The sequence below is a fragment of the Rothia nasimurium genome, from assembly GCF_035916755.1.
Classification (GTDB): domain Bacteria; phylum Actinomycetota; class Actinomycetes; order Actinomycetales; family Micrococcaceae; genus Rothia.
Window position 1 is genome coordinate 239,621 of sequence record NZ_JAYWIX010000002.1, and the last position, 19,810, is coordinate 259,430.

Annotated in this window: 16 protein-coding genes and 2 riboswitches; of the genes, 13 read left to right on the forward strand and 3 right to left on the reverse strand. The window is 63.2% G+C overall.

What is annotated here, in order from left to right:
• Positions 1 to 5: 5 nt before the first annotated feature.
• From mobA to moaA, 3 genes are read right to left on the reverse strand one after another with little or no spacing between them, the layout of a single operon-like run.
• Positions 6 to 620 carry a molybdenum cofactor guanylyltransferase gene (gene mobA, locus VSX42_RS02905; RefSeq protein ID WP_326502881.1) on the reverse strand — a complete coding sequence of 205 codons (615 nt, stop codon included), beginning with the start codon at positions 618 to 620 and terminating at the stop codon, positions 6 to 8.
• A 12-nt stretch (positions 621 to 632) separates the two neighbouring features.
• The gene (locus tag VSX42_RS02910; protein ID WP_326502882.1) at positions 633 to 914 is read right to left on the reverse strand and encodes a MoaD/ThiS family protein; all 282 of its coding nucleotides are present in this window, start codon (positions 912 to 914) and stop codon (positions 633 to 635) included.
• Between the two features lie 16 nt (positions 915 to 930).
• Positions 931 to 2,064 (reverse strand): GTP 3',8-cyclase MoaA, encoded by a 1,134-nt coding sequence (gene moaA / locus VSX42_RS02915; protein ID WP_326502883.1) that lies wholly within the window; start codon positions 2,062 to 2,064, stop codon positions 931 to 933.
• A 142-nt stretch (positions 2,065 to 2,206) separates the two neighbouring features.
• Between moaA and modA the strand changes: the two genes are divergently transcribed.
• The 13 genes from modA to gcvP all read left to right on the forward strand — a co-directional run bounded on the left by modA (position 2,207) and on the right by gcvP (position 19,797).
• Positions 2,207 to 2,998 carry a molybdate ABC transporter substrate-binding protein gene (gene modA, locus VSX42_RS02920; protein WP_326502884.1) on the forward strand — a complete coding sequence of 264 codons (792 nt, stop codon included), beginning with the start codon at positions 2,207 to 2,209 and terminating at the stop codon, positions 2,996 to 2,998.
• Positions 2,999 to 3,007: 9 nt separating this feature from the next.
• Entirely contained in the window at positions 3,008 to 3,877 is an 870-nt protein-coding gene (locus tag VSX42_RS02925; RefSeq protein ID WP_326502885.1) for an ABC transporter permease, read from the forward strand.
• Positions 3,874 to 5,235 carry a molybdopterin molybdotransferase MoeA gene (locus VSX42_RS02930; RefSeq protein WP_326502886.1) on the forward strand — a complete coding sequence of 454 codons (1,362 nt, stop codon included), beginning with the start codon at positions 3,874 to 3,876 and terminating at the stop codon, positions 5,233 to 5,235. Before VSX42_RS02925 ends, VSX42_RS02930 begins: the two co-directional genes overlap by 4 nt.
• A gap of 80 nt (positions 5,236 to 5,315) precedes the next feature.
• The gene (moaC, locus tag VSX42_RS02935) at positions 5,316 to 5,807 is read left to right on the forward strand and encodes a cyclic pyranopterin monophosphate synthase MoaC (RefSeq protein WP_237206198.1); all 492 of its coding nucleotides are present in this window, start codon (positions 5,316 to 5,318) and stop codon (positions 5,805 to 5,807) included.
• Positions 5,804 to 6,307, forward strand: coding sequence for a MogA/MoaB family molybdenum cofactor biosynthesis protein (locus VSX42_RS02940; protein WP_326502887.1), 504 nt, complete (start codon positions 5,804 to 5,806; stop codon positions 6,305 to 6,307). Before moaC ends, VSX42_RS02940 begins: the two co-directional genes overlap by 4 nt.
• A complete protein-coding gene (locus tag VSX42_RS02945; RefSeq protein WP_326502888.1) occupies positions 6,297 to 6,803 on the forward strand; it encodes a molybdenum cofactor biosynthesis protein MoaE in 507 nt (168 codons plus the stop codon). The genes VSX42_RS02940 and VSX42_RS02945 overlap by 11 nt, the downstream gene beginning before the upstream one ends.
• Before the next feature lie 174 nt (positions 6,804 to 6,977).
• The gene (locus VSX42_RS02950; RefSeq protein ID WP_326502889.1) at positions 6,978 to 8,198 is read left to right on the forward strand and encodes a ThiF family adenylyltransferase; all 1,221 of its coding nucleotides are present in this window, start codon (positions 6,978 to 6,980) and stop codon (positions 8,196 to 8,198) included.
• Between the two features lie 119 nt (positions 8,199 to 8,317).
• Positions 8,318 to 12,040: a nitrate reductase subunit alpha gene (locus tag VSX42_RS02955; RefSeq protein ID WP_326502890.1), complete on the forward strand. Its 3,723-nt coding sequence runs from the start codon at positions 8,318 to 8,320 to the stop codon at positions 12,038 to 12,040.
• On the forward strand, positions 12,040 to 13,674 hold the full coding sequence (narH, locus tag VSX42_RS02960; protein ID WP_326502891.1) for a nitrate reductase subunit beta: 1,635 nt from the start codon (positions 12,040 to 12,042) through the stop codon (positions 13,672 to 13,674). The genes VSX42_RS02955 and narH overlap by 1 nt, the downstream gene beginning before the upstream one ends.
• Positions 13,675 to 13,676: 2 nt before the next feature.
• Entirely contained in the window at positions 13,677 to 14,465 is a 789-nt protein-coding gene (gene narJ / locus VSX42_RS02965; RefSeq protein WP_326502892.1) for a nitrate reductase molybdenum cofactor assembly chaperone, read from the forward strand.
• Complete coding sequence (gene narI / locus VSX42_RS02970; RefSeq protein ID WP_326502893.1) at positions 14,462 to 15,250, forward strand: respiratory nitrate reductase subunit gamma; 789 nt, start codon at positions 14,462 to 14,464, stop codon at positions 15,248 to 15,250. The genes narJ and narI overlap by 4 nt, the downstream gene beginning before the upstream one ends.
• A gap of 10 nt (positions 15,251 to 15,260) precedes the next feature.
• Entirely contained in the window at positions 15,261 to 16,481 is a 1,221-nt protein-coding gene (locus VSX42_RS02975) for an MFS transporter (RefSeq protein ID WP_326502894.1), read from the forward strand.
• Between the two features lie 189 nt (positions 16,482 to 16,670).
• Positions 16,671 to 16,784: riboswitch (glycine riboswitch) on the forward strand.
• Positions 16,785 to 16,897: riboswitch (glycine riboswitch) on the forward strand.
• 56 nt (positions 16,898 to 16,953) lie between these two features.
• A complete protein-coding gene (gene gcvP / locus VSX42_RS02980; RefSeq protein ID WP_326502895.1) occupies positions 16,954 to 19,797 on the forward strand; it encodes an aminomethyl-transferring glycine dehydrogenase in 2,844 nt (947 codons plus the stop codon).
• Positions 19,798 to 19,810 lie beyond the last annotated feature (13 nt).

Here is a 19,810-nt window from a genome sequence, read left to right on the forward strand (position 1 = left end):
TCTCCTTAGGGCTGGGGCGGTGCCTGGGTATAGCCTGCGGCGCGGGCAGCCTCCCAGGTATCGATATCGGCGGTCAGGTCGGCAGGTAGTTCTAATTCTGCAGGTTCAAGGGGGCTGAGAAAACGGCGGACGGAGGCGTTGGTGGTATCCCCTGCAAAGGCAGGAGCCAGGGCCGCGGCTCGGTAGATGCCCAGCAGGGGTTGGGTGATGCCCTCAGAGACAGCCCAGTAGCCGGTGGTCTCTTCCGGCGCGGACGCTGCCGCCTGCACAAGTAGGGGCACAGCGGCCTGGGCGCGGGGTAAGTCGCAGGAAAGAACCAGTACCCAGCGGTGAGTGAGCGCCGAAACGTCAGGTTGGGCTGCTGCCAGGGCTGCAAGCCCGGCAGAAATACCGGCTGCTGGCCCGCTAAAGACCGGTTCTTCCCGGGTCTGTAGGACGCCTGCGGGCAGGGTGAGCTCTGCCGGGCCGACGACCACGCGGTGCTCTGCCTCCGTGCAGGCGGCGAGAACTCCGTCGAGCAGGGTGTGCTCACCGTTGGAGAGCAGGGCCTTGGGCACCCCGCCCAGGCGGGAGGAGCGTCCGCCTGCCAGAATCAGGGCCGAGTAGCTGGGGGTCTTCACCGGGTATTCCTCCTAGCCACCAGCAAAGGGTGGAAGGACATCTAGGCGTTCAGCCTGCGTCAGGAGCATCGGGTCATCGAGTTGCTCGTCGGTGGCGGCAACCCCGTCGACGAGGAAGGTGCAGCGCGGCAGAATATCGGCCAGGGTCTGGCCCGAGGGAGTGCTGCCGGTGAATTCTTCTGCCAGGTAGGTACGAACCTGGGCAAGAGTAGGGGCAGGTAGCTGGGCTGGGTCGAGGGTGAGGCTGGGGCGGCCCGCTGCCGCCCGGGCTGCGGCGAAAAAGTTAATCTGCATGGAAAGTCCTTGAATCTTAGCCGCCGATGGCGCTCATTGATCGAGTAGGTTGGGTGAAATCGGGGGTATCGAAGCCGACGGTGTCCTTGCCGTGGGCCTTGGGCTTGGCCCACATGGCTCCGCGCCAAATCTGGGCCAGTTCAGCATCGCTGGCCCCGCCGCGCAGGGCACCCATAAGGTCGGTCTCGGTCAGGGAGAAGAGGCAGGATCGCACCTTGCCGTCGGCGGTAATGCGGGTCCGGGTGCAGGCTGAGCAGAAGGGCTCGGTGACCGAGGCGATAATGCCCACCTGCCCCAGGGGCTCTGCTGTGCCGGCGTGACCCAGTGGATAGACGTCCCAGAGGGCTGCGGGGGAGGCCCCGCGCGGACGCCCGTGGGGCAACAGATCGTAGTGGTCGGCCAGGCGCTGACGAATCTGCTCGGCGGTGATGGTGCCTTCGCGCGTCCAGTTGTGGTCGGCGTCCAGGGGCATCTGCTCGATAAAACGGAGCTGATAGCCCCCTTCCAGCGCCCAGGCAAGGAGCTCGTGGCCCTGGGTGTCGTTGACCCCGGCCATAAGGACGGCATTAATTTTGAGGGGGGTGAGCCCGGCTGCTGCGGCCGCCTCAATCCCGGTGAGCACGGAGGCCAGCTTGTCTCTGCGGGTGAGCTGAGCAAAGGTTTCGGGGCAGATGGTATCGAGGGAGACATTGACCCGGTTGAGCCCGGCCTGAACCAGGGCATCTACCTTTTTATCGAGTCCGATGCCGTTGGTCGTCAGGGAGATGGGCAGGTGGGGGTGTTCGGCGCGGACGGCAGCAATAATATCGGTGAGGTCAGCTCGTACTAGGGGCTCGCCACCGGTAAAACGTACTTCTTCGATTCCTAGATCTCGCACACCTACCCTTACCAGGCGGGTGACCTCATTGAGGGTTAGAAGCTGTGTTCCGGGAAGCCAGTTGAGGCCTTCAGTGGGCATGCAGTAGACACAGCGCAGGTTGCACTTGTCCATCAGAGAGATGCGCAGATCGGTGGCGGTGCGTCCCCAGCGGTCGGCAAGGGGGCCTGATGAGGGCACGCCCGGGTGTGCAGCTGCGCTGGCACCGCCGGTCACAACCGGGATAGAAGAACCCAGGGGCACCGGGGGGTTGAGGGCTGAGGACTGGGGCATACCCGCACTTTCACAAATCTTAATCGGCATTTCAGATGTAATATTTAGCCTAGCTAAACCGGGTGAAGAACACCACCTGGCTCTACACTAATCTATAGAAACAAACCAGCCCAGGCTACTGTTACCCGCGCCAGGAGGACTCGTGCGCCGCCCCATCCTAGCTATCCTGCCCCTCGTACTTGCCCTTGCGGCCTGCGCCCCCGGCTCACCGGCGTCCGCCCCCGAGAGCAGTCAGGGCAGCACCGGTGCGGACGCCCCCGTGCAGGTCTTTGCGGCGGCCTCCCTGGGAGCCGTGGGCGATGAACTCATCGCAGCCTACCGCCAAGAAAACCCGCAGGCCGACATCACCGCCACCTACGCGGGGTCATCCCAGCTAATAACCCAGATGACCGAAGGGGCCACCCCCGACCTGCTGATTACCGCCGATAGCACCACCATGACCCAGGCTATCGACACGGTTGAAGAACTGGCTGACTCCACCCCCGAAACCATCGCTACCAACGCCCTGGTGCTGGCCACCGCCCCCGGCAATCCCGCTGCCATCGATAGCGTGGATGACCTGGCTGCAAGCAGCGTCATGACCGCAATCTGCGCCCAGGAAGTACCCTGCGGACGCCTGGCCCACCAGGAACTTACCCGCCAGGGTGTAGAGCTAACCACCTCCACCGAAGAAGCTAACGTCTCGGCAGTTTCCACCAAGGTAGCCACCGGCCAGGTGGATGCCGGCTTCATCTACTCCACCGACGCCACCGCTATATCAGCCACCGACGATATCACCGTCATCACCCTGCCCCAGGTCGAACGCAACGCCTACCCCCTAGCCCTCACCGGCAGCGGTCAAGGTAAGGAAAGCGCCCAAAACTTTGCGAACTGGCTGGTCACTTCTGAGGTAGCAGCCCAGATTCTTGCCGACTACGGCTTCGAACCTGCCTAAACTAGAACCATGAGCACACCCGGCCCCGCACCCACCCCGCCGCCACGAGGGCGGGCCAGCTCCTTCGCATCCGTCCCCGTGCACGCTGTGCTGCCCACCCTGCTCACCCTGGCACTCATTGCGGGTCCCCTGCTGTCCCTTCTGGTTCGTACGCCCTGGGGGAGTCTGCCCCAGCTGCTGGCAGAACCAGCTGCCCTGGCTGCCGTTCGCCTCTCGGTGCTCACCGCTCTAGCTGCTACCGCTGTATCAGCCCTGCTAGGCACCCCTACAGCCCTAGTGCTGGCCACGGTACTCGAGCAGTCTCGCGCTCGCCGCCTGAGCTGGGCACTCTACGGGTTGATCTACACCCCCATCATTTTCTCCCCGGTAGTCTCTGGTCTGGCTCTGCTTTTCTTCTGGGGCAGGCGAGGGCTGCTCGGCTCCTGGCTTGAAACGGCAGGCCTCTCGGTGGCCTACACCCCGCTGGCTGTGGTTCTGGCCCAAACCTTTGTGGCCCTGCCCTTCTTTGTAGCCACCCTAGTCACCACCCTGCGAGCGCTGCCTCCTGAATTCGCCGAGGTTGCCCGGCTTGAGGGGGCGAGCCCCACCGAGGTTACTACCCGTGTGCTCTTGCCCCTGGCTGCTCCCGGCCTGCTGACGGCAGCCGTCCTGACCTTTGCTCGTGCTCTGGGGGAGTACGGTGCCACCGTCACCTTTGCCGGGAATATTGAGGGTGTGACCCGCACTCTTCCGTTGGCTATTGACCTGGCTTTAAGCTCTAACCGCATGGACGCTGCCCTGGGGGCGGCGCTCATGCTGATCGCTCTCTACCTGGGTCTGCTGGCCGCCGGAGCCTTTGCCCTCTGGTTGGGCCGACTGAAAGGAAACCGCCGAGCATGACACAAGCCCAAGAGACCCTTGACCGGCTGCTCCCCGAGGGGGAGAGTATCGCGCCGGGCGCCTATGCTGCCTGTGTACGTGAACTGGTCGCTGCTACCGTCACCCCCACCAGTCAGCGGTTACCCCTCCAGCAGGCCGCCGGGTGCCAACTCGCCGAACCCCTCTACGCCTTGATTCCGCAGCCCTCCTTCGCCAACTCCCAGATGGACGGCTATGCGCTGACCAGTGCAGCGGCGCAAGATGACTGCCGTGTCTTTCAGGTAGGGCCCGATATTCCCGCCGGGTCGCCTGTGACCGGGCTGCCGGTGGCTGATGATATGGTCTACCCCGTTATGACCGGTGCGCCTGTGCCCGCAGGCTACACCACCGTGGTACCGGTTGAGCACAGCCGCCCGCTGGTAGGGCAGCCGGACGCCGCCGGGTTTGTGGGTGAGGGCGGGCAGGTTGAGCTGCCGCCGCTTGCCCCCGGAACCTTTGTGCGTACCGAGGGGGAGGACGTTGCAGCCGGTCAGCTTCTGGCAGAAGGCGGCAGTCGCCTGACCCCCGCCCTGCTCGGTGCTCTAGCCGCCCAGGGGATAGGCGACGTTGAGGTCTACCGCCCCCTGCACCTGCTGATTGTAACCGGGGGCGATGAGGTGGCTTCTGCTGGTGCAGCCCCTGCCCCGGGGCAGATTTTTGACGCCAACGGGCCGGTACTTACTGCCCTTGCAGAGCAGGACGGCTGCACTGCCGACCACCTACCCATCGGCGACTCCGTGGAAAACTTTATTGCGGCCCTGGCTGGTGCGCTTGCAGAGCGGACGCCCGATGTGATCGTCACCAGCGGCGGTATCAGTCACGGTAAGTACGAGGTGGTTCGTCTGGGTCTGGCGGCCCTGGCTGCCGACCCTGTTGCTCGGGGCACTGCTGCTGGAGGCACGGTTCGGGTGCTTGCGCACTGGTTTGGTCACGCCACCCAGCAGCCCGGCGGCCCCCAGGGCCTGGCCCTGCTGGGTCTTCCTACTGGCAGGGTACTCCCGGTGGTCTGCCTGCCGGGTAACCCGGTCAGCACTCTCATCAGCTACCACTTGCTGCTGCGGCCAGCCCTGGCTCATCTGATGGGCGAAGAACGGGAGGACGCCCGTGGCCAGCTAGTGCTCGAAGCCCCCCTTGCTGCCCCGGAAGGTAAAACCCAGTACCGGCGGGCTCAGCTGACCCGGCAGGTCCAGCCGGGCGGGAGCATCCTGACCCTGCTGGCTCCGAGCGCTGCCACCGGTTCCCACCTGCTACTACAGGCAGCCCGCGCCGATGCCCTGGTGGAACTGGAACCCGGGCGTGCCTATCGCGGCGGCGAGCTGGTGCGGTATATTCCCCTGTAGCTGTACCAAAAGTTACCCCGCCTGCAAATCACGTATAGTAAATACTGATTAATTTTGTGTTGAGAGGCTAGCCAAGAATCATGACCGCCCCCACCCCAGCAGACCAGCTCACCCACGTGCGCGCCGACGGCAGCGCCCACATGGTCGATGTCACCGAGAAAAACGAAACCACCCGCACCGCCGTGGCTGAGGGCTATATCGTCACCCGGGCAGACGTCATTGAAAAAATCTTTGACGCCGACCTACCCAAGGGCGACGCCCTGCCCGTGGCCCGCGTCGCTGGTATTATGGCAGCCAAGAAAACCCCCGAGATTATCCCCCTCTGCCACCCCCTGCCCCTGGGCAAAATCACCATCGACTTTGAGCGGCACCCCGACCGTATCCGCATCGAGGCTCTGGTTAAAACCCGTGGCGTCACCGGGGTGGAAATGGAAGCCCTCACCGCTGTCTCCGGGGCGGCGCTGACGGTCTACGACATGATTAAGGCCGTTGATAAGCAGGCCGTACTGACCGGGATCAGGGTACTGGAAAAAACCGGCGGTAAATCCGGTGACTGGAAGGTAGAGCAGTGAGCAGCAGCTACACCCTGCCCAAGAACCGTACCGGCCTCGTCATCGTAGCCTCCACCCGGGCCGCCCGCGGTATCTACGAAGATAAATCCGGCCCCCTAGCGGTCACCTGGCTGCGCGACCAGGGCTTTGAAACCCCCGACGCCGTCGTGGTGGCGGACGCCGACATACCCGCCTATATCGACCGGCTAGTAGCATCAGGGCAGCTACCCACCTTCATCCTGACCAGCGGCGGAACCGGCCTCAACTCAGACGATACAACCGTCGAGGCGGTGCGCCCCCACCTGACCAAAGAAGTTCCTGGCATCATGCACGCCTTCTGGAATCAGGGTCTCAAAAACACCCCCGCCGCTGTGCTCTCCCGCGGAATCGCAGGCGTCATCGGCACCAGCTTCATCATGACCCTGCCCGGCTCCACCGGGGGAGTCAAAGACGGTTGTGCCGTGCTCGAACCCCTCGTGACCCACATCTGCCGCCAGCTAGAGGACTACCATGACCACTAACCACCCAGACCCCACAGGAGCCAACCCCTACGCCGGGCGTCCGCTCGAACCGGTTGACTCCACAGTCGTTCACGCCTCCATTACCGAAGACCCCCTCGAACCGCTCCTAGCAGGAGCTAAAGAAGCGACCATGACCCGAGCTATGGGCGCCCTGGTCGTCTTCGACGGCATCGTGCGCGACCACGACCACGGGGAGCCCGTAGCGGCCCTGGCCTATACCGCCCACCCGCAGGCAACCGACTACCTGGAGCGCGTCCTGCACTCGGTGGCAGAAGAAATCCCCGGCGTGCGCCTGTGGGCAGCCCACCGCGTTGGCCCCATCCCCATCGGCGAATCCGCCCTCACTGTCCTTGCGGCAGCAGCCCACCGCGGCACAGCCTTCACCGCCTGCTCCCTGGCAGCTGACCGCATCAAAGCAGAAGTGCCCATCTGGAAAGAACAAGAACTCACCGACGGCAGTGTGCAGTGGGTGGGAATCGATACGCCTACCGGCTAGAAGCATAGAAGATGCAGATGCTGCTGGGGTAGGTCTTGCGTTCCGAGCCCGCTGGCTCGGGGCTGGCGTGAATTGGGGCGAGCGCCCCAGCGCGAGCCCCAAGAGGGTCTGCGGGCGAGAATGCGAGACCTGCCCAGCGGGAAGAGCCCGCTTCACTCTAGAGAAAGACCTACCATGACCTCTGAACTAACGTCGCTGGCCTACCAGCTCTACGGGCGGCAGATGATTCTGCCGGAGATGGGGCAGGCTGGTCAGGAAAAGCTGAACACGGCAACGGTCGCGGTGATTGGGGCAGGCGGCCTGGGTTCCCCGGCCCTGCTCTACCTGGCCGGGGCAGGTGTCGGTCGTATTCTCATCATCGACGATGATGCGGTAGAAACCTCTAACCTGCACCGTCAGGTCATCCACTCCTATGCCCGGGTGGGGGCATCCAAGGCTGACTCAGCCGCCCAAACCCTGCGCGAACTCAACCCCCTGATTAGGGTCGAAGCTGTCAAGGAGCGTCTGACCGACGCTAATGCGGCAGAGCTACTAGCCGGGGTGGACGTGCTGGTTGATGGTTCCGATAATTTCCCCACCCGCTACACCGCCTCCCGCGCTGCTGCCGCCCTGGGTATTCCCCATGTGTGGGGTGCCATTCTCGGGTTTGACGCCCAGATGAGCGTCTTCTGGGCGGGTCATGGGCCGGTCTACGAGGACCTGTACCCGCTCGAACCAGCCCCCGGTTCGGTACCTAACTGCGCTACCGCAGGGGTGATCGGTGCCCTGGCTGGGGTCGTTGGAACCGCGATGGCCCTGGAAGTTATTAAGCTGCTGACCGGTATTGGGCAGCCGCTGATGGGCGAGGTGGGCTACTATACCGGTCTGACCGGCCGCTGGGAGTACATCCCCCTGATTGCTTCTACCTCCCGCGCCGCTTCTGGTTCGGGTGCCGACTCGAGTGCCCGCACGGCGGGTTCCGGTGCGGACGCCGGTGGGCAGGTAGCGGGGAAGGGGCAGGCCCCTGCACCCCTGCGTCCGCCTGCTGCCGACTGGGAACCCGCTACCGCCGAACCTGACCAGTACGGTATGGAAGTTACCTGGGCTGATATTGCTGGCTCACCCTACTTTGAGGGGGTTCCCCTCATTGATGTGCGAGAGCCCCACGAGCACGCAGCGCTGGCTGTTCCGGGTAGCTTCAACCTACCCCTGTCGCTGATTGAAGCCGCTTCCACCGATCCGGCTCTAGGGTCGGCCATTGACACGATCCTGCCCAGCCACCAGGGGCGCTATGCTCTCTACTGTGCGGCGGGGGTGCGCTCGCTCAAGGCTCTGAAGCTGCTCACCGATGCTGGTTTCAGTGATCTCTACAGCGTGGAAGGTGGCATTGACTCCTGGCTGACAAGCCAGGGGTAGGGCATCTGAGCGGGTGGTGTAAAGCTCTGACACCACTGAATATGTGCATACCTGATGCTTAATTAGCGAAGATTTTTATTCGGTATTTATTGTACGAATTATTGGGTAGACTGGTGCCCATGACACAGCAGGCATCACACACACCTGGGCCCGACGGGCCTCTCACTGACAAGCTCATCAAATTCGGCAAATTCTTCACCAAGTGGGACGAAACCGACGACGGCCGCGCAGCCTTCCTCAAGGGTGGTCGCGCAGGCGATGTTTTCTACCGCAACCGCTGGAGCCATGACAAGGTCGTCCGCTCCACCCACGGCGTTAACTGCACCGGCTCATGCTCCTGGCAGGTCTTCGTCAAAGACGGTGTGATCACTTGGGAGGCTCAGGCCACCGACTATCCCACCGTCGGCCCCGACCGCCCCGAATACGAACCCCGCGGCTGCCCCCGCGGCGCAGCCTTCTCCTGGTATACCTACTCACCCACCCGCGTGAAGTACCCCTACATCCGCGGTGTGCTGCTTGAAATGTACCGCGAAGCCCGCGCCCGCCTGGGCGACCCCGTCGAAGCTTGGGCCTCGATCGTCTCTGACCCCGAAAAGCGTTCCCGCTACCTGAGCGCCCGCGGTAAGGGCGGTCTGGTGCGCGGCTCCTGGGCAGAAGCCCTCGAAATGGTGGTCGCAGCCCAGATTCATACCATCAAAACCTACGGGCCCGACCGCAACATCGGTTTCTCACCCATTCCTGCCAAGTCCATGGTCTCCCACGCTTCGGGTGCTCGCTACATCGAGCTCATCGGCGGCGTGATGACCTCCTTCTACGACTGGTACGCTGACCTGCCGGTAGCCTCACCCCAGGTCTTCGGCGACCAGACCGACGTGCGTGAATCCGGTGACTGGTGGGACGCCACCTACCTGATGATGTGGGGCTCCAACATCCCGGTCACCCGCACCCCCGACGCCCACTGGATGGCCGAGGTACGCTACCGCGGCACCAAGGTTGTCTCCGTCTCGCCCGACTACGCCGATAACACCAAGTTCGCCGACGAATGGCTGCCCGCCCAGGCCGGCACCGACGCCGCCCTTGCTATGGCTATGGGGCACGTAATCCTCAAGGAGAACTTCGTCGACCGCCGCGTTGAGTTCTTCGAGAACTACGTGAGCACCTACACCGACTTCCCCTTCCTGGTCACCCTAGAGACCCGCGAGGACGGGGTGACGGTTCCGGCTAAGTTCCTCACCGCCGCCAACCTTGCCGAGCACGCCCAGGTGCCCGATGCGTCCTTCAAGACCGCCCTGCTCAACCGCGAAACCGGCGAGGTCGTGGTGCCCAACGGCTCCCTGGGTCACCGCTACAACGCTGAGGACGAAGGCAAATGGAACCTGGACCTACAGGGCGTCAAGCCTGCCCTGTCCATCCTTGATCTGCCGACCGGTGCCGAGCGCGCCGTCGAGATCCAGATGCCCGCCTTCGACGAGCCCTCGGGCCGCGGCAAGATTATTACCCGCGGCGTACCCACCATCACCGTTGAGGGTAAGACTGTCACCACCGTCTTTGACCTCATGCTGGCCCAGTACGGTATCGGCCGCCCCGGCCTGCCCGGTCACTGGGCTACCAGCTTCGACGACGCGGACACCCAGTACACCCCGGCCTGGCAGGAAGCCATTACCTCTGTACCCGCCGAGGCCGTGATTCGCACCGCCCGCGAGTTCGCCCAGAACTCCATCGATTCGGGTGGCCGCACCATGATTATCATGGGTGCCGGTATCTGCCAGTGGTACCACGGCGACACCACCTACCGCGCGATTCTAGCCCTGCTCATGATGTGCGGCGCCGAAGGCCGCAACGGCGGCGGCTGGGCCCACTACGTCGGTCAGGAAAAGGCCCGCCCCATCACGGGCTGGTCCCACATGGCCAACGCCCTGGACTGGATTCGCCCGCCGCGTACCCAGGCCGGTACCGCCTTCTGGTACATGCACACCGACCAGTTCCGCTCCGACGGCCGTACCACCGACTCTCTGCAATCGCCCCTGGCCAAGGGGGATTTGCGCGGGGTGCACACCGCCGACGTGCTGGCCCGCTCCGTGCGCATGGGCTGGATGCCCTTCTACCCCCAGTTCCCCGAAAACTCCCTGGATTTGGCGGACGCCGGTGCCGCAGCGGTTGCCGCTGGCACCGCCGAGTCCCCGGCAGACTACGTTGCCCAGCGCCTGAACTCGGGCGACCTGGACTTCTCGGTAGAGGACGTAGATAACCCGGTCAACTGGCCCCGCACCCTGGTGCTGTGGCGCAACAACCTGCTGGGCTCGTCCGCCAAGGGCGAGGAATACTTCCTCAAGCACCTGCTGGGCACCCACAACTCGGTCATGGGTAAGGACGCCGAAGACTTCAAGCCCGCCGAGGTCAAGTGGGCCCAGAATGCGCCCGAAGGCAAGCTGGACCTGCTGGTGACCACCGACTATCGCATGACGTCCTCAACCCTGCTGTCGGACATCGTCTTCCCCGCCGCCACCTGGTACGAGAAGCACGATATCTCTTCCACCGATATGCACCCCTACATTCACGCCTTCTCCCCGGCCATTAACCCGCCCTGGGAGACCAAGACCGACCACCAGGTCTTCAAGGAACTGGCCTACCTCTTCTCCAAGTGGGCAGCCAAGCACCTGGGCAAGCGCAGCGACCTGGTATCCGTGCCCCTGCAGCACGATACCCCCGGTCAGCTGGCCCAGCCCGGCGGCCACGCCCCGGACTGGAAGAACCAGGGCATCGCCGGTATCCCGGGCAAGAATATGCCCATCTTCACCGTGGTGGAGCGCGACTACCCGGCTATCTACGACATGTACACCTCGGTTGGCCCCCTGCTCTCCAAGCTGGGCACCACCACCAAGTTTGTGACCGTGGACGTCAACGAGCAGCTGGCCCAGCTGGCTGAGGAACACGGCGTCATGGGTAGCGGTAAGGGCGCTGGTCTGCCGGCCCTTGATACCGACATTAAGCTGGCCGACACCATCCTGGCTCTTTCGGGTACCTCCAACGGTCCCGTTGCTCTCAAGGGCTTCAAGGCCCTGGAGAAGCGCGTGGGCAAGACAATGCACCACCTTGCCGAGGGCAACGAAGAAAAGCGTATTAAGTTCCGCGATACCCAGGACCGGCCCTGCCCCGTCTTTACCTCACCCGAATGGTCAGGCTCAGAGACCGGCGGACGCCGCTACGCCCCCTTCACCCTCAACATCGAACAGCTCAAGCCCTTCCACACCCTCACCGGTCGTATGCACTTCTTCCTCGACCACGACTGGATGAGCGAGATGGGCGAGCAGCTGCCGGTCTACCGTCCGCCGCTCGATATGCACAACCTCTTCGGTGAACCCGAAATCGGTGAAACCGGGGACCTGTCGGTTGCCGTGCGCTACGTGACGGTACACAACAAGTGGGCTATCCACTCCTCCTACCACGACAACCTCTACATGCAGACCCTCTCCCGCGGTGGTACCCACGCCTGGATGAGTCCTCAGGATGCCGCCAAAATCGGGGTCAAGGACCACGACTGGATTGAGTGCGAGAACGCCAACGGCGTCTTCGTGGGCCGCGCGGTGGTCTCCCACCGTATGCCCGAAGGTGTGGTCTACGTGCACCACGCTCAGGAGCGCCTGGTCAACATCCCCAAGTCAGAGGTGTCGGGCAAGCGAGGCGGCATTCATAACTCCGTCACCCGCATCATGGTCAAACCCACCCACCTGATCGGTGGCTACGCCCACCAGGCCTACGCCTTCAACTACCTGGGACCCACCGGTAACCAGCGAGATATCGTTTCAAGAATTCGCCGCCGCAAGCAGGAGGTAACCTACTAATGCGCGTCATGGCACAAGTTTCAATGATCATGGCCCTCGACAAGTGCCTGGGCTGCCACACCTGCTCCGTCACCTGTAAGCAGGCCTGGACCAACCGAGCCGGAACCGAATACGTCTGGTTCAACAACGTCGAAACCCGCCCCGGCCAGGGCTACCCCCGCCGTTACGAGGACCAGGAAAAGTGGAAGGGCGGCTGGGTGCTGAACAAGCGCGGACGCCTAGAGCTCAAGAGCGGTAACCGCTTCAAGAAGCTCTTTACCCTCTTTGCCTCCCCGGTTCAGCCCGAGCTCTCGGACTACTACGAACCATGGACCTACGACTACGAGAACCTCACCAGCGCGCCCCTGGGCGATGACTTTCCCACCGCGCGTCCCAAATCCCTGATTACCGGTGAAGATACCTCCATCGAGTGGGGCCCCAACTGGGACGATAACCTGGGCGGCGCCCACGAATCCGGCCACCTCGACCCCCTGGTTGAAAAAGTGCGCCAGCAGTCAGAAGAGAAGATTAAGTTCGAGTTCGAACGCACCTTCATGTTCTACCTGCCCCGCATCTGCGAGCACTGCCTCAACCCCTCCTGCATGGCGTCCTGCCCCTCCGGCGCTATCTACAAGCGCGAAGAGGACGGCATCGTGCTGGTCGACCAGAACCAGTGCCGCGGCTGGCGCCAGTGCATTACCGGCTGCCCCTACAAGAAGATCTACTTCAACCACAAGAGCGGCAAAGCCGAAAAATGTACCTTCTGCTACCCCCGCATCGAACATGGTATTCCCACCGTCTGCGCCGAAACCTGCGTGGGCCGTATGCGCTACATCGGCATCTTCCTCTACGACGCCGACCGCGTCACCGAAGCCGCCTCTGTGCCCGATGAAAAGCAGCTCTACCAGGCCCAGCTCGACATCATGCTCGATCCTTTCGACCCCGAGGTGATTCGCGAGGCAACCAAGCAGGGTATTCCTGACTCCTGGATTACCGCAGCCCAGAAGTCCCCGGTCTACAAGCTGGCCAAGGAATGGAAGATCGCTCTTCCCCTGCACCCCGAATACCGCACCATGCCCATGGTCTGGTACGTCCCGCCGCTCTCACCCATCATCGACCTGCTCAAGGAACAAGGCCACGACGCAGAGTCCCAGGCCAACCTCTTCGGAGCCATCGACTCCCTGCGCATCCCCGTTGAATACCTGGCAGAACTCTTTACCGCCGGCGACACCACCATCGTGGTCAACGTCCTCAAAAAGCTGGCCGCTATGCGCGCCTACATGCGAGACATCACCCTCGGTGGTGTCGGCAACGAAGACATCGCCCGCGAAGTCGGTATGACCGGTGCTGAAATGTACGAGATGTACCGCCTCATGGCCATCTCCAAGTACGAAGAACGCTACGTCATTCCACCCGCCCACCTCGAAGACGCCCACAATCTCGAAGAAATCGGCTGCTCCCTCGACACCGACGGCGGCCCCGGCATGCTCTACGACGGTGCCTTCACCGACCCCGGTGACCGCCCCGTCCCCGTCTCAGCAGGATCCTACGCCAACGCCGCCCGCGCCGACGGCAAGGTCGACATCTTCATGTGGGACGGTAAAACCCGCCCCGACTCCCTCTTCCCCGACACCTCCGGAAGCAAGAAGGTCTAGCCGTGGCAGGATTCTTCTCCAAACTCCTCAAACGCAACGAGAACGAGGTAGAACCGGCCACCCCGCCCTCGGGCGACCCTTTCGATATGGACTGGGGAAGCGGCCAACCCGCCGACGCCGTGGTCTACCAGCTCACCAGCGTCCTCATGCGCTACCCCAGCGAAGAAACCCGCGCCCTGCTGCCCGAACTCACCGCGCTTGCCCAAGAAACCGGTAATGACTACTTAATGCGCGGTGTAGCCCGCATCAAGACCTGGTACGAGGCAACCGAGCTTGACACCATGCAGGCTGAATATGTGCAGGAATACGACCTGTCGCGTCGCCACGCTTTCCACCTGTCCTACTGGACCGAGGGCGACACCCGCCGCCGCGGCGAGGCCCTGGCCCGTTTCAAGCAGATGTACCGCGACTCCGGCATGGTCACCACCCTGCACGGGGAACTGCCGGACTACCTGCCCATGGTTCTCGAGTTCACCGCCCTGGTGGACGCCCGGGCCGGGCGGGCAGCGCTTCAGGCCTACCGGCCCTCCCTGGAACTTCTTCGCCTGGCCCTGCGCGATGACAACCTGCCCTACTATGAGCTGATTGAGGCGGTCTGCCAGACCCTGCCCGGAGTTTCCCCAGAAACTCAGGCGGACGTGCAAAAACTGGTCACCGCAGGCCCGCCCGCAGAAGCCGTCGGCCTGGCCTTGGCCCCCGGCGACCCCCGCCTGCTACCCCTTTTGCTGCCCCACGAACAGACACCCGGCGCCACCATCGGTGCCGACCACAAGAACGGAGCCCACCTGTGACCACCACAGTCAACGCCCTCGACTTCTTCCTCTGGGGCATCTTCCCCTACATCACCCTCGCCATCGTCATCGGCGGTACCATCTGGCGCTACAAAACCGACCAGTTCGGCTGGACCACCCGCTCCTCCCAGATGTACGAATCCCGCCTGCTACGCATCGCCTCGCCCATGTTCCACTACGGCATCCTAGTCGTGCTCGTAGGCCACATCGTTGGCCTCGTCATCCCCAAATCCTGGACCGACGCCGTTGGCATCTCGGAGCACTTCTACCACATCAACGCCCTGGTACTGGGCTCCATCGCAGCGGTCGCCACCCTCATCGGCCTCTTCGCCATGATCTACCGTCGCCGCACCTCCGCCACCGTCTTCCGCGCCACCACCTGGAACGACAAGATGATGTACGTGGCCCTCACCAGCGCCATCGTCCTCGGCTCAGTAGCAACCCTCTTCAACGCTATGGAAATTGAAGGGCACCACAACTACCGCGAAACCGTCTCGGTCTGGTTCCGTTCCCTCTTCTACTTCCAGCCCAACGTCGAGGCCATGGCGAGCGCCACCACCTCCTTCCATATCCACGTCATCGTGGCCATGATCCTCTTCTGTCTCTGGCCCTTCACCCGCCTGGTGCACGCCTTCACCGCGCCCCTGCACTACATCTTCCGGCCCTACATCGTCTACCGCTCACGGGGCAAGCGTAACCACGCCCGCGGCTGGTCGCCGGTAGGCACCGCAGACTCCGTGAATAAGGACGCCCGCACGGTCGAGCGCCAGCACCACCACCACTAAGGAAAACACCATGTCTACTACGGCTGTTGCTGCGAAAGATCCGCAGCTTGCTGGCCAGTTCAAGTACGTCATTATGGCGGCCCTGGCCTCCATGATTGGCTTCTGGGGCTGGACCATGATTGGCCCCCTGGCCAAGTACTACACCGAAACCTACGGTCTGACCGAGGGGCAGCGCTCCCTGCTCATTGCCACCCCGGTGATCGTTGGGTCCCTGGCCCGTATTCCGGTGGGTGCTCTGACCGACCGCTTCGGTGGGCGCATTATGTTCACCATCATGCTGACTCTGACCGGATTCATGGTGCTCGTTACCGGCCTGGTGGGGCAGATGGGTAACTTCTCCCTGCTGCTGGTGGCAGCCTTCTTCCTGGGTATTGGCGGTTCTATCTTCGCGGTGGGCATCCCCTTCGCTGCGGCCTGGTTTGAACCCCACCGCAAGGGCCTAGCCACCGGTATTTTCGGCATGGGTATGGTCGGTACCGCCTGCGCTGCCTTCTTTAACCCCCGTATGCTGGCTGCCTTCGGCTACTTTCCCACCCACGTCATTATGAGCTGCGTCGCCCTGACCTACGCCGTCATCGTCTGGCTCTTTATCCGTGACTCACCCGTTATGAAGGCCCGCACCCCCGAGCCAGTTCTACCCAAGATTCTGGCTGTGTCTAAGAAGCTGGTCACCTGGCAGCTCTGCTTCATCTACGCTGTGGTCTTCGGTGCCTTCGTAGCTTTCTCGAACTTCCTCTCTACCTACATGCAGAACATCTACGGCTACGAGGCCGTTGCCGGCGGTACTTTTGCGGCAATGTTCGCGGCCTGCGCCGTGCTGGCCCGCCCCTTCGGCGGGGTCGCAGCCGATAAGTTCGGCGGCAAGCTCACCACCCTCATCGTTTTCGTTGCTATGACCGTGCTGGCCATCTGCATCGCCTTTGAGCCTGAGAGCACCACCGTGAACACCCTGATTCACGTGGTCATGGCTCTCTTTGTGGGCTTCGGTACCGGCACCATCTACGGCTGGCTGGGCAAGGTCGTTCGCCCGCAGGACACCGGCACCGTATCGGGCCTGGTCTCGGCAGCCGGTGGCCTGGGCGGCTACTTCCCGCCCCTAATCATGGGCGCTGCCTACACCGCCTTCGGCAACTATTTCTGGGGCGTGCTGGCTCTGGCTTCTACCTGCGTGATTTCTATTCTGGTTTCCCTCTGGATGGCCTCAGACAAGAAGCCTGCCCGCGCCGCCTAAGCTCGGCTTGGCACTCCCCGTTCAGGGAGATTTCCGGACGCCCGCGCCCCGCTTTCCTGCCCTTGGGCAGGGGCGGGGCGCGGTTGCGTCCGCCCCGTAAAATCGACTTTTCCACCCCAAAAGTCTCTCGTGTGGTGCTTTGGGTGTAAGGTATGGCACAATAAGGGTTGTTACAACTAAAACGCCGTTACAACTGGTGCGGGAGAGACCGTACATGCTCGAGGTTGAGGGACCACGGGCACCGGCGCCGAAGGAGCAAACCCTCCCCGGGAAACTCTCAGGCACATGTACCGCTCAGTTAGGCAACTCTGGAGAGGGGCGTTAAACCCCCACCGAAGGGGCAAAATTCGCGCCCGCTACCAAGCGTGATGGGTAGCTGCGAACCAAAACTCTCAGGTTTTAACAGAGCGGGGAGGGCACCACCACAGGGCACCCCTGTGGGCAGGTTTACCCTCTACCCCTGGAGAGTTTCATGTCATTCATCGACCGCCACCTTGGCCCCCGTTCAAACGACCAAGAAACCATGCTCTCGGTGCTGGGCTACGACAGCCTCGGCGCCCTCATCAACGAGGTCATCCCTTCCAATATTCGCCTAGAGGGCGACCTCAACCTGCCCGCCCCCCTGTCCGAGCTTGAGGCCCAGAACAAGATTGCCTCCTACGCCGCCCAGAACCAGGTCAAGCACCAGATGATCGGTGCAGGCTACTACGACGCCATCACCCCGGCTGTGATTCGCCGCAATATTCTTGAAAACCCGGGCTGGTACACCTCCTACACCCCCTATCAGCCCGAAATCTCCCAGGGTCGTCTCGAAGCACTACTAAACTTCCAGAACACCGTGATGGAACTGACCGGCCTGCCCATCGCTAACGCCTCCCTGCTCGATGAGGCAACCGCCGTTGCTGAGGCCGCCGTCATGATGCACCGGGCCAACCGCAAGGTCAAGAACGGCTTCTTCGCTATTGACTCCCGTGCCCTGCCCCAGACCCTCTCGGTTGTCCGCGGCCGCGCTGAAGCCCTGGGCATTCCTTTTGTGATTACCGACTTTGCCGATGGCCTGCCCGAGGGCGACCTTTACGGCGTCATTATCTCCAACCCCGGCCACGACGGCGAAGTGCGCGACATTGAGCCGGTCATCAAGGCCGCCAAGGACCGCGGCGCCCTGGTCACCGTCATCGCCGACCTGCTAGCCCAGACCCTGCTGACCGCCCCCGGCCACCAGGGCGCTGACATCGCTGTTGGCTCCTCCCAGCGCTTTGGCCTGCCCTTCTGGTACGGCGGCCCGCATGCAGCTTTCATGGCTGTCTCTAAGGGCATGGAACGTAACCTGCCCGGCCGTCTGGTGGGTGTTTCCCAGGACGCCTTCGGCAAGCCCGCCTACCGCCTGGCCCTGCAGACCCGCGAGCAGCACATCCGCCGCGAAAAGGCTACCTCAAACATTTGTACCGCCCAGGCCCTGCTGGCTATCGCCGCCGGTGCCTACGCCGTCTACCACGGCCCTGAAGGCCTTCGTGCTATCGCGGGTCGCCTGCACGATAATGCCGCCCGCATCGCCGCCGCTGGTACCGCAGCCGGCCTGAAGCTGGTCCACGAGACCTTCTTCGACACCGTTGCCTTTGAGGCCGAAGGACGCGCCGACGAGCTGGTTGCCAAGGCCCTGGACGCCGGTATCAACGTCCGTAAAATCTCAGCAGACCGTATCTCCATCTCCGTGGGCGAGTCCCACACCGATGAGGTGCTGGAAGCCCTGGCAGCTGCCCTGGGCGGTGAACTGGGGGAGACCGACGCCTACGAGCTGCCCGAGACCCTCCTGCGCACCGACGATTACATGACCCACCCGGTCTTCCACCTCTACCGCTCTGAGACCTCCATGATGCGCTACCTGCGCTCCCTCTCAGACAAGGACCTGGCCCTGGACCGCACCATGATTCCCCTGGGCTCCTGCACCATGAAGCTGAACGCAGCAGCCGAGATGGAACCCATCTCCTGGCCCGAGTTCGCCTCCATCCACCCCAACGTGCCTGCCGACCAGGCTGCCGGCTGGAAGGCCCTGATTGATGAGCTCTCAGCCTGGCTGGTGGAAATTACCGGCTACGACGCTATCTCCCTGCAACCCAACTCCGGTGCGTCCGGCGAGTACGCTGGCCTGCGTGCTATCCGCGCCTACCACGAGGCTAACGGCGATACCCAGCGCACCGTCGTCCTGATTCCCATGAGCGCCCACGGCACCAACGCCGCCTCCGCCGCCCTGGCAGGTTTGTCCGTCGCCGGTGTAGCAACCGCCCCCGACGGCTCCATCGACGTTGAAGACCTCAAGGCCAAGATTGAAAAGTACGGTGACACCATCGCCGGCATCATGATTACCTACCCCTCCACCCACGGTGTCTTTGAGGAGCAGGTTGTTGAGGTCTGCCAGCTGGTGCATGACGCCGGTGGCCAGGTTTACGTAGACGGCGCCAACCTCAACGCCCAGATGGGTCTGGCCCAGCCCGGCAAGTTTGGTGGCGACGTCTCCCACCTGAACCTGCACAAAACCTTCGCCATCCCCCACGGCGGTGGTGGCCCCGGCGTCGGCCCCGTTGCTGTCGGCGCCCACCTCGAGAAGTACCTGCCCGGTAACGGCTTCGAGGCGGACGCCGAAGGCAAGCTGGCAGATGCACCCCTGCCCATCTCCCAGGCTATGTTTGGTTCTGCCGGTGTGCTCCCCATCTCCTGGATGTACATCGCTATGACCGGTGCTGAGGGCCTGCGCGCTTCCTCGGAGACCGCCATCCTCTCGGCCAACTACATCGCCAAGAAACTGGGCTCCCTCTATCCCGTGCTCTACGCGGGTGAAACCGGCCTGGTGGCCCACGAGTGCATCCTGGATCTGCGCGAGCTGACCGCGGCGTCCGGAATCACCGCCGAGGACGTCTGCAAGCGCCTCATGGACTACGGCTTCCACGCCCCCACCCTGGCCTTCCCCGTGCCCGGCACCCTCATGGTTGAGCCCACCGAGTCAGAGTCCCTGGCAGAGCTGGACCGCTTCATCGAGGCAATGACCAACATCCACGCTGAAATTCAGGAAGTCATCGACGGCAAGGTCAGCGCCGAGGAATCCGTGCTCCGCAACGCCCCGCACACCGCCGAGGTCGTCACCGCCGACGAGTGGACTCGCCCCTACCCCCGCTCCCAGGCAGCCTACCCCGTCCACGAGCTGCGCCTGAACAAGTACTTCACCCCCGTGGGCCGTATCGACGGAGCAGGCGGCGACCGCAACTTTGTCTGCGAATGTCCGCCCATGGAAGCCTTCGACCTCGAAGTCCACAGCGCCTAAGGCGAGAAAGGTC

Excerpts from the sequence above, each read along its gene's own strand:
- VSX42_RS02910 (WP_326502882.1), bottom strand. The coding sequence starts at position 914 with ATGCAGATTAACTTTTTCGCCGCAGCCCGGGCGGCAGCGGGCCGCCCC.
- moaA (WP_326502883.1), bottom strand. The coding sequence starts at position 2,064 with ATGCCCCAGTCCTCAGCCCTCAACCCCCCGGTGCCCCTGGGTTCTTCT.
- VSX42_RS02925 (WP_326502885.1), top strand. The coding sequence starts at position 3,008 with ATGAGCACACCCGGCCCCGCACCCACCCCGCCGCCACGAGGGCGGGCC.
- VSX42_RS02930 (WP_326502886.1), top strand. The coding sequence starts at position 3,874 with ATGACACAAGCCCAAGAGACCCTTGACCGGCTGCTCCCCGAGGGGGAG.
- moaC (WP_237206198.1), top strand. The coding sequence starts at position 5,316 with ATGACCGCCCCCACCCCAGCAGACCAGCTCACCCACGTGCGCGCCGAC.
- VSX42_RS02945 (WP_326502888.1), top strand. The coding sequence starts at position 6,297 with ATGACCACTAACCACCCAGACCCCACAGGAGCCAACCCCTACGCCGGG.
- VSX42_RS02950 (WP_326502889.1), top strand. The coding sequence starts at position 6,978 with ATGACCTCTGAACTAACGTCGCTGGCCTACCAGCTCTACGGGCGGCAG.
- VSX42_RS02955 (WP_326502890.1), top strand. The coding sequence starts at position 8,318 with ATGACACAGCAGGCATCACACACACCTGGGCCCGACGGGCCTCTCACT.
- narH (WP_326502891.1), top strand. The coding sequence starts at position 12,040 with ATGCGCGTCATGGCACAAGTTTCAATGATCATGGCCCTCGACAAGTGC.
- VSX42_RS02975 (WP_326502894.1), top strand. The coding sequence starts at position 15,261 with ATGTCTACTACGGCTGTTGCTGCGAAAGATCCGCAGCTTGCTGGCCAG.
- gcvP (WP_326502895.1), top strand. The coding sequence starts at position 16,954 with ATGTCATTCATCGACCGCCACCTTGGCCCCCGTTCAAACGACCAAGAA.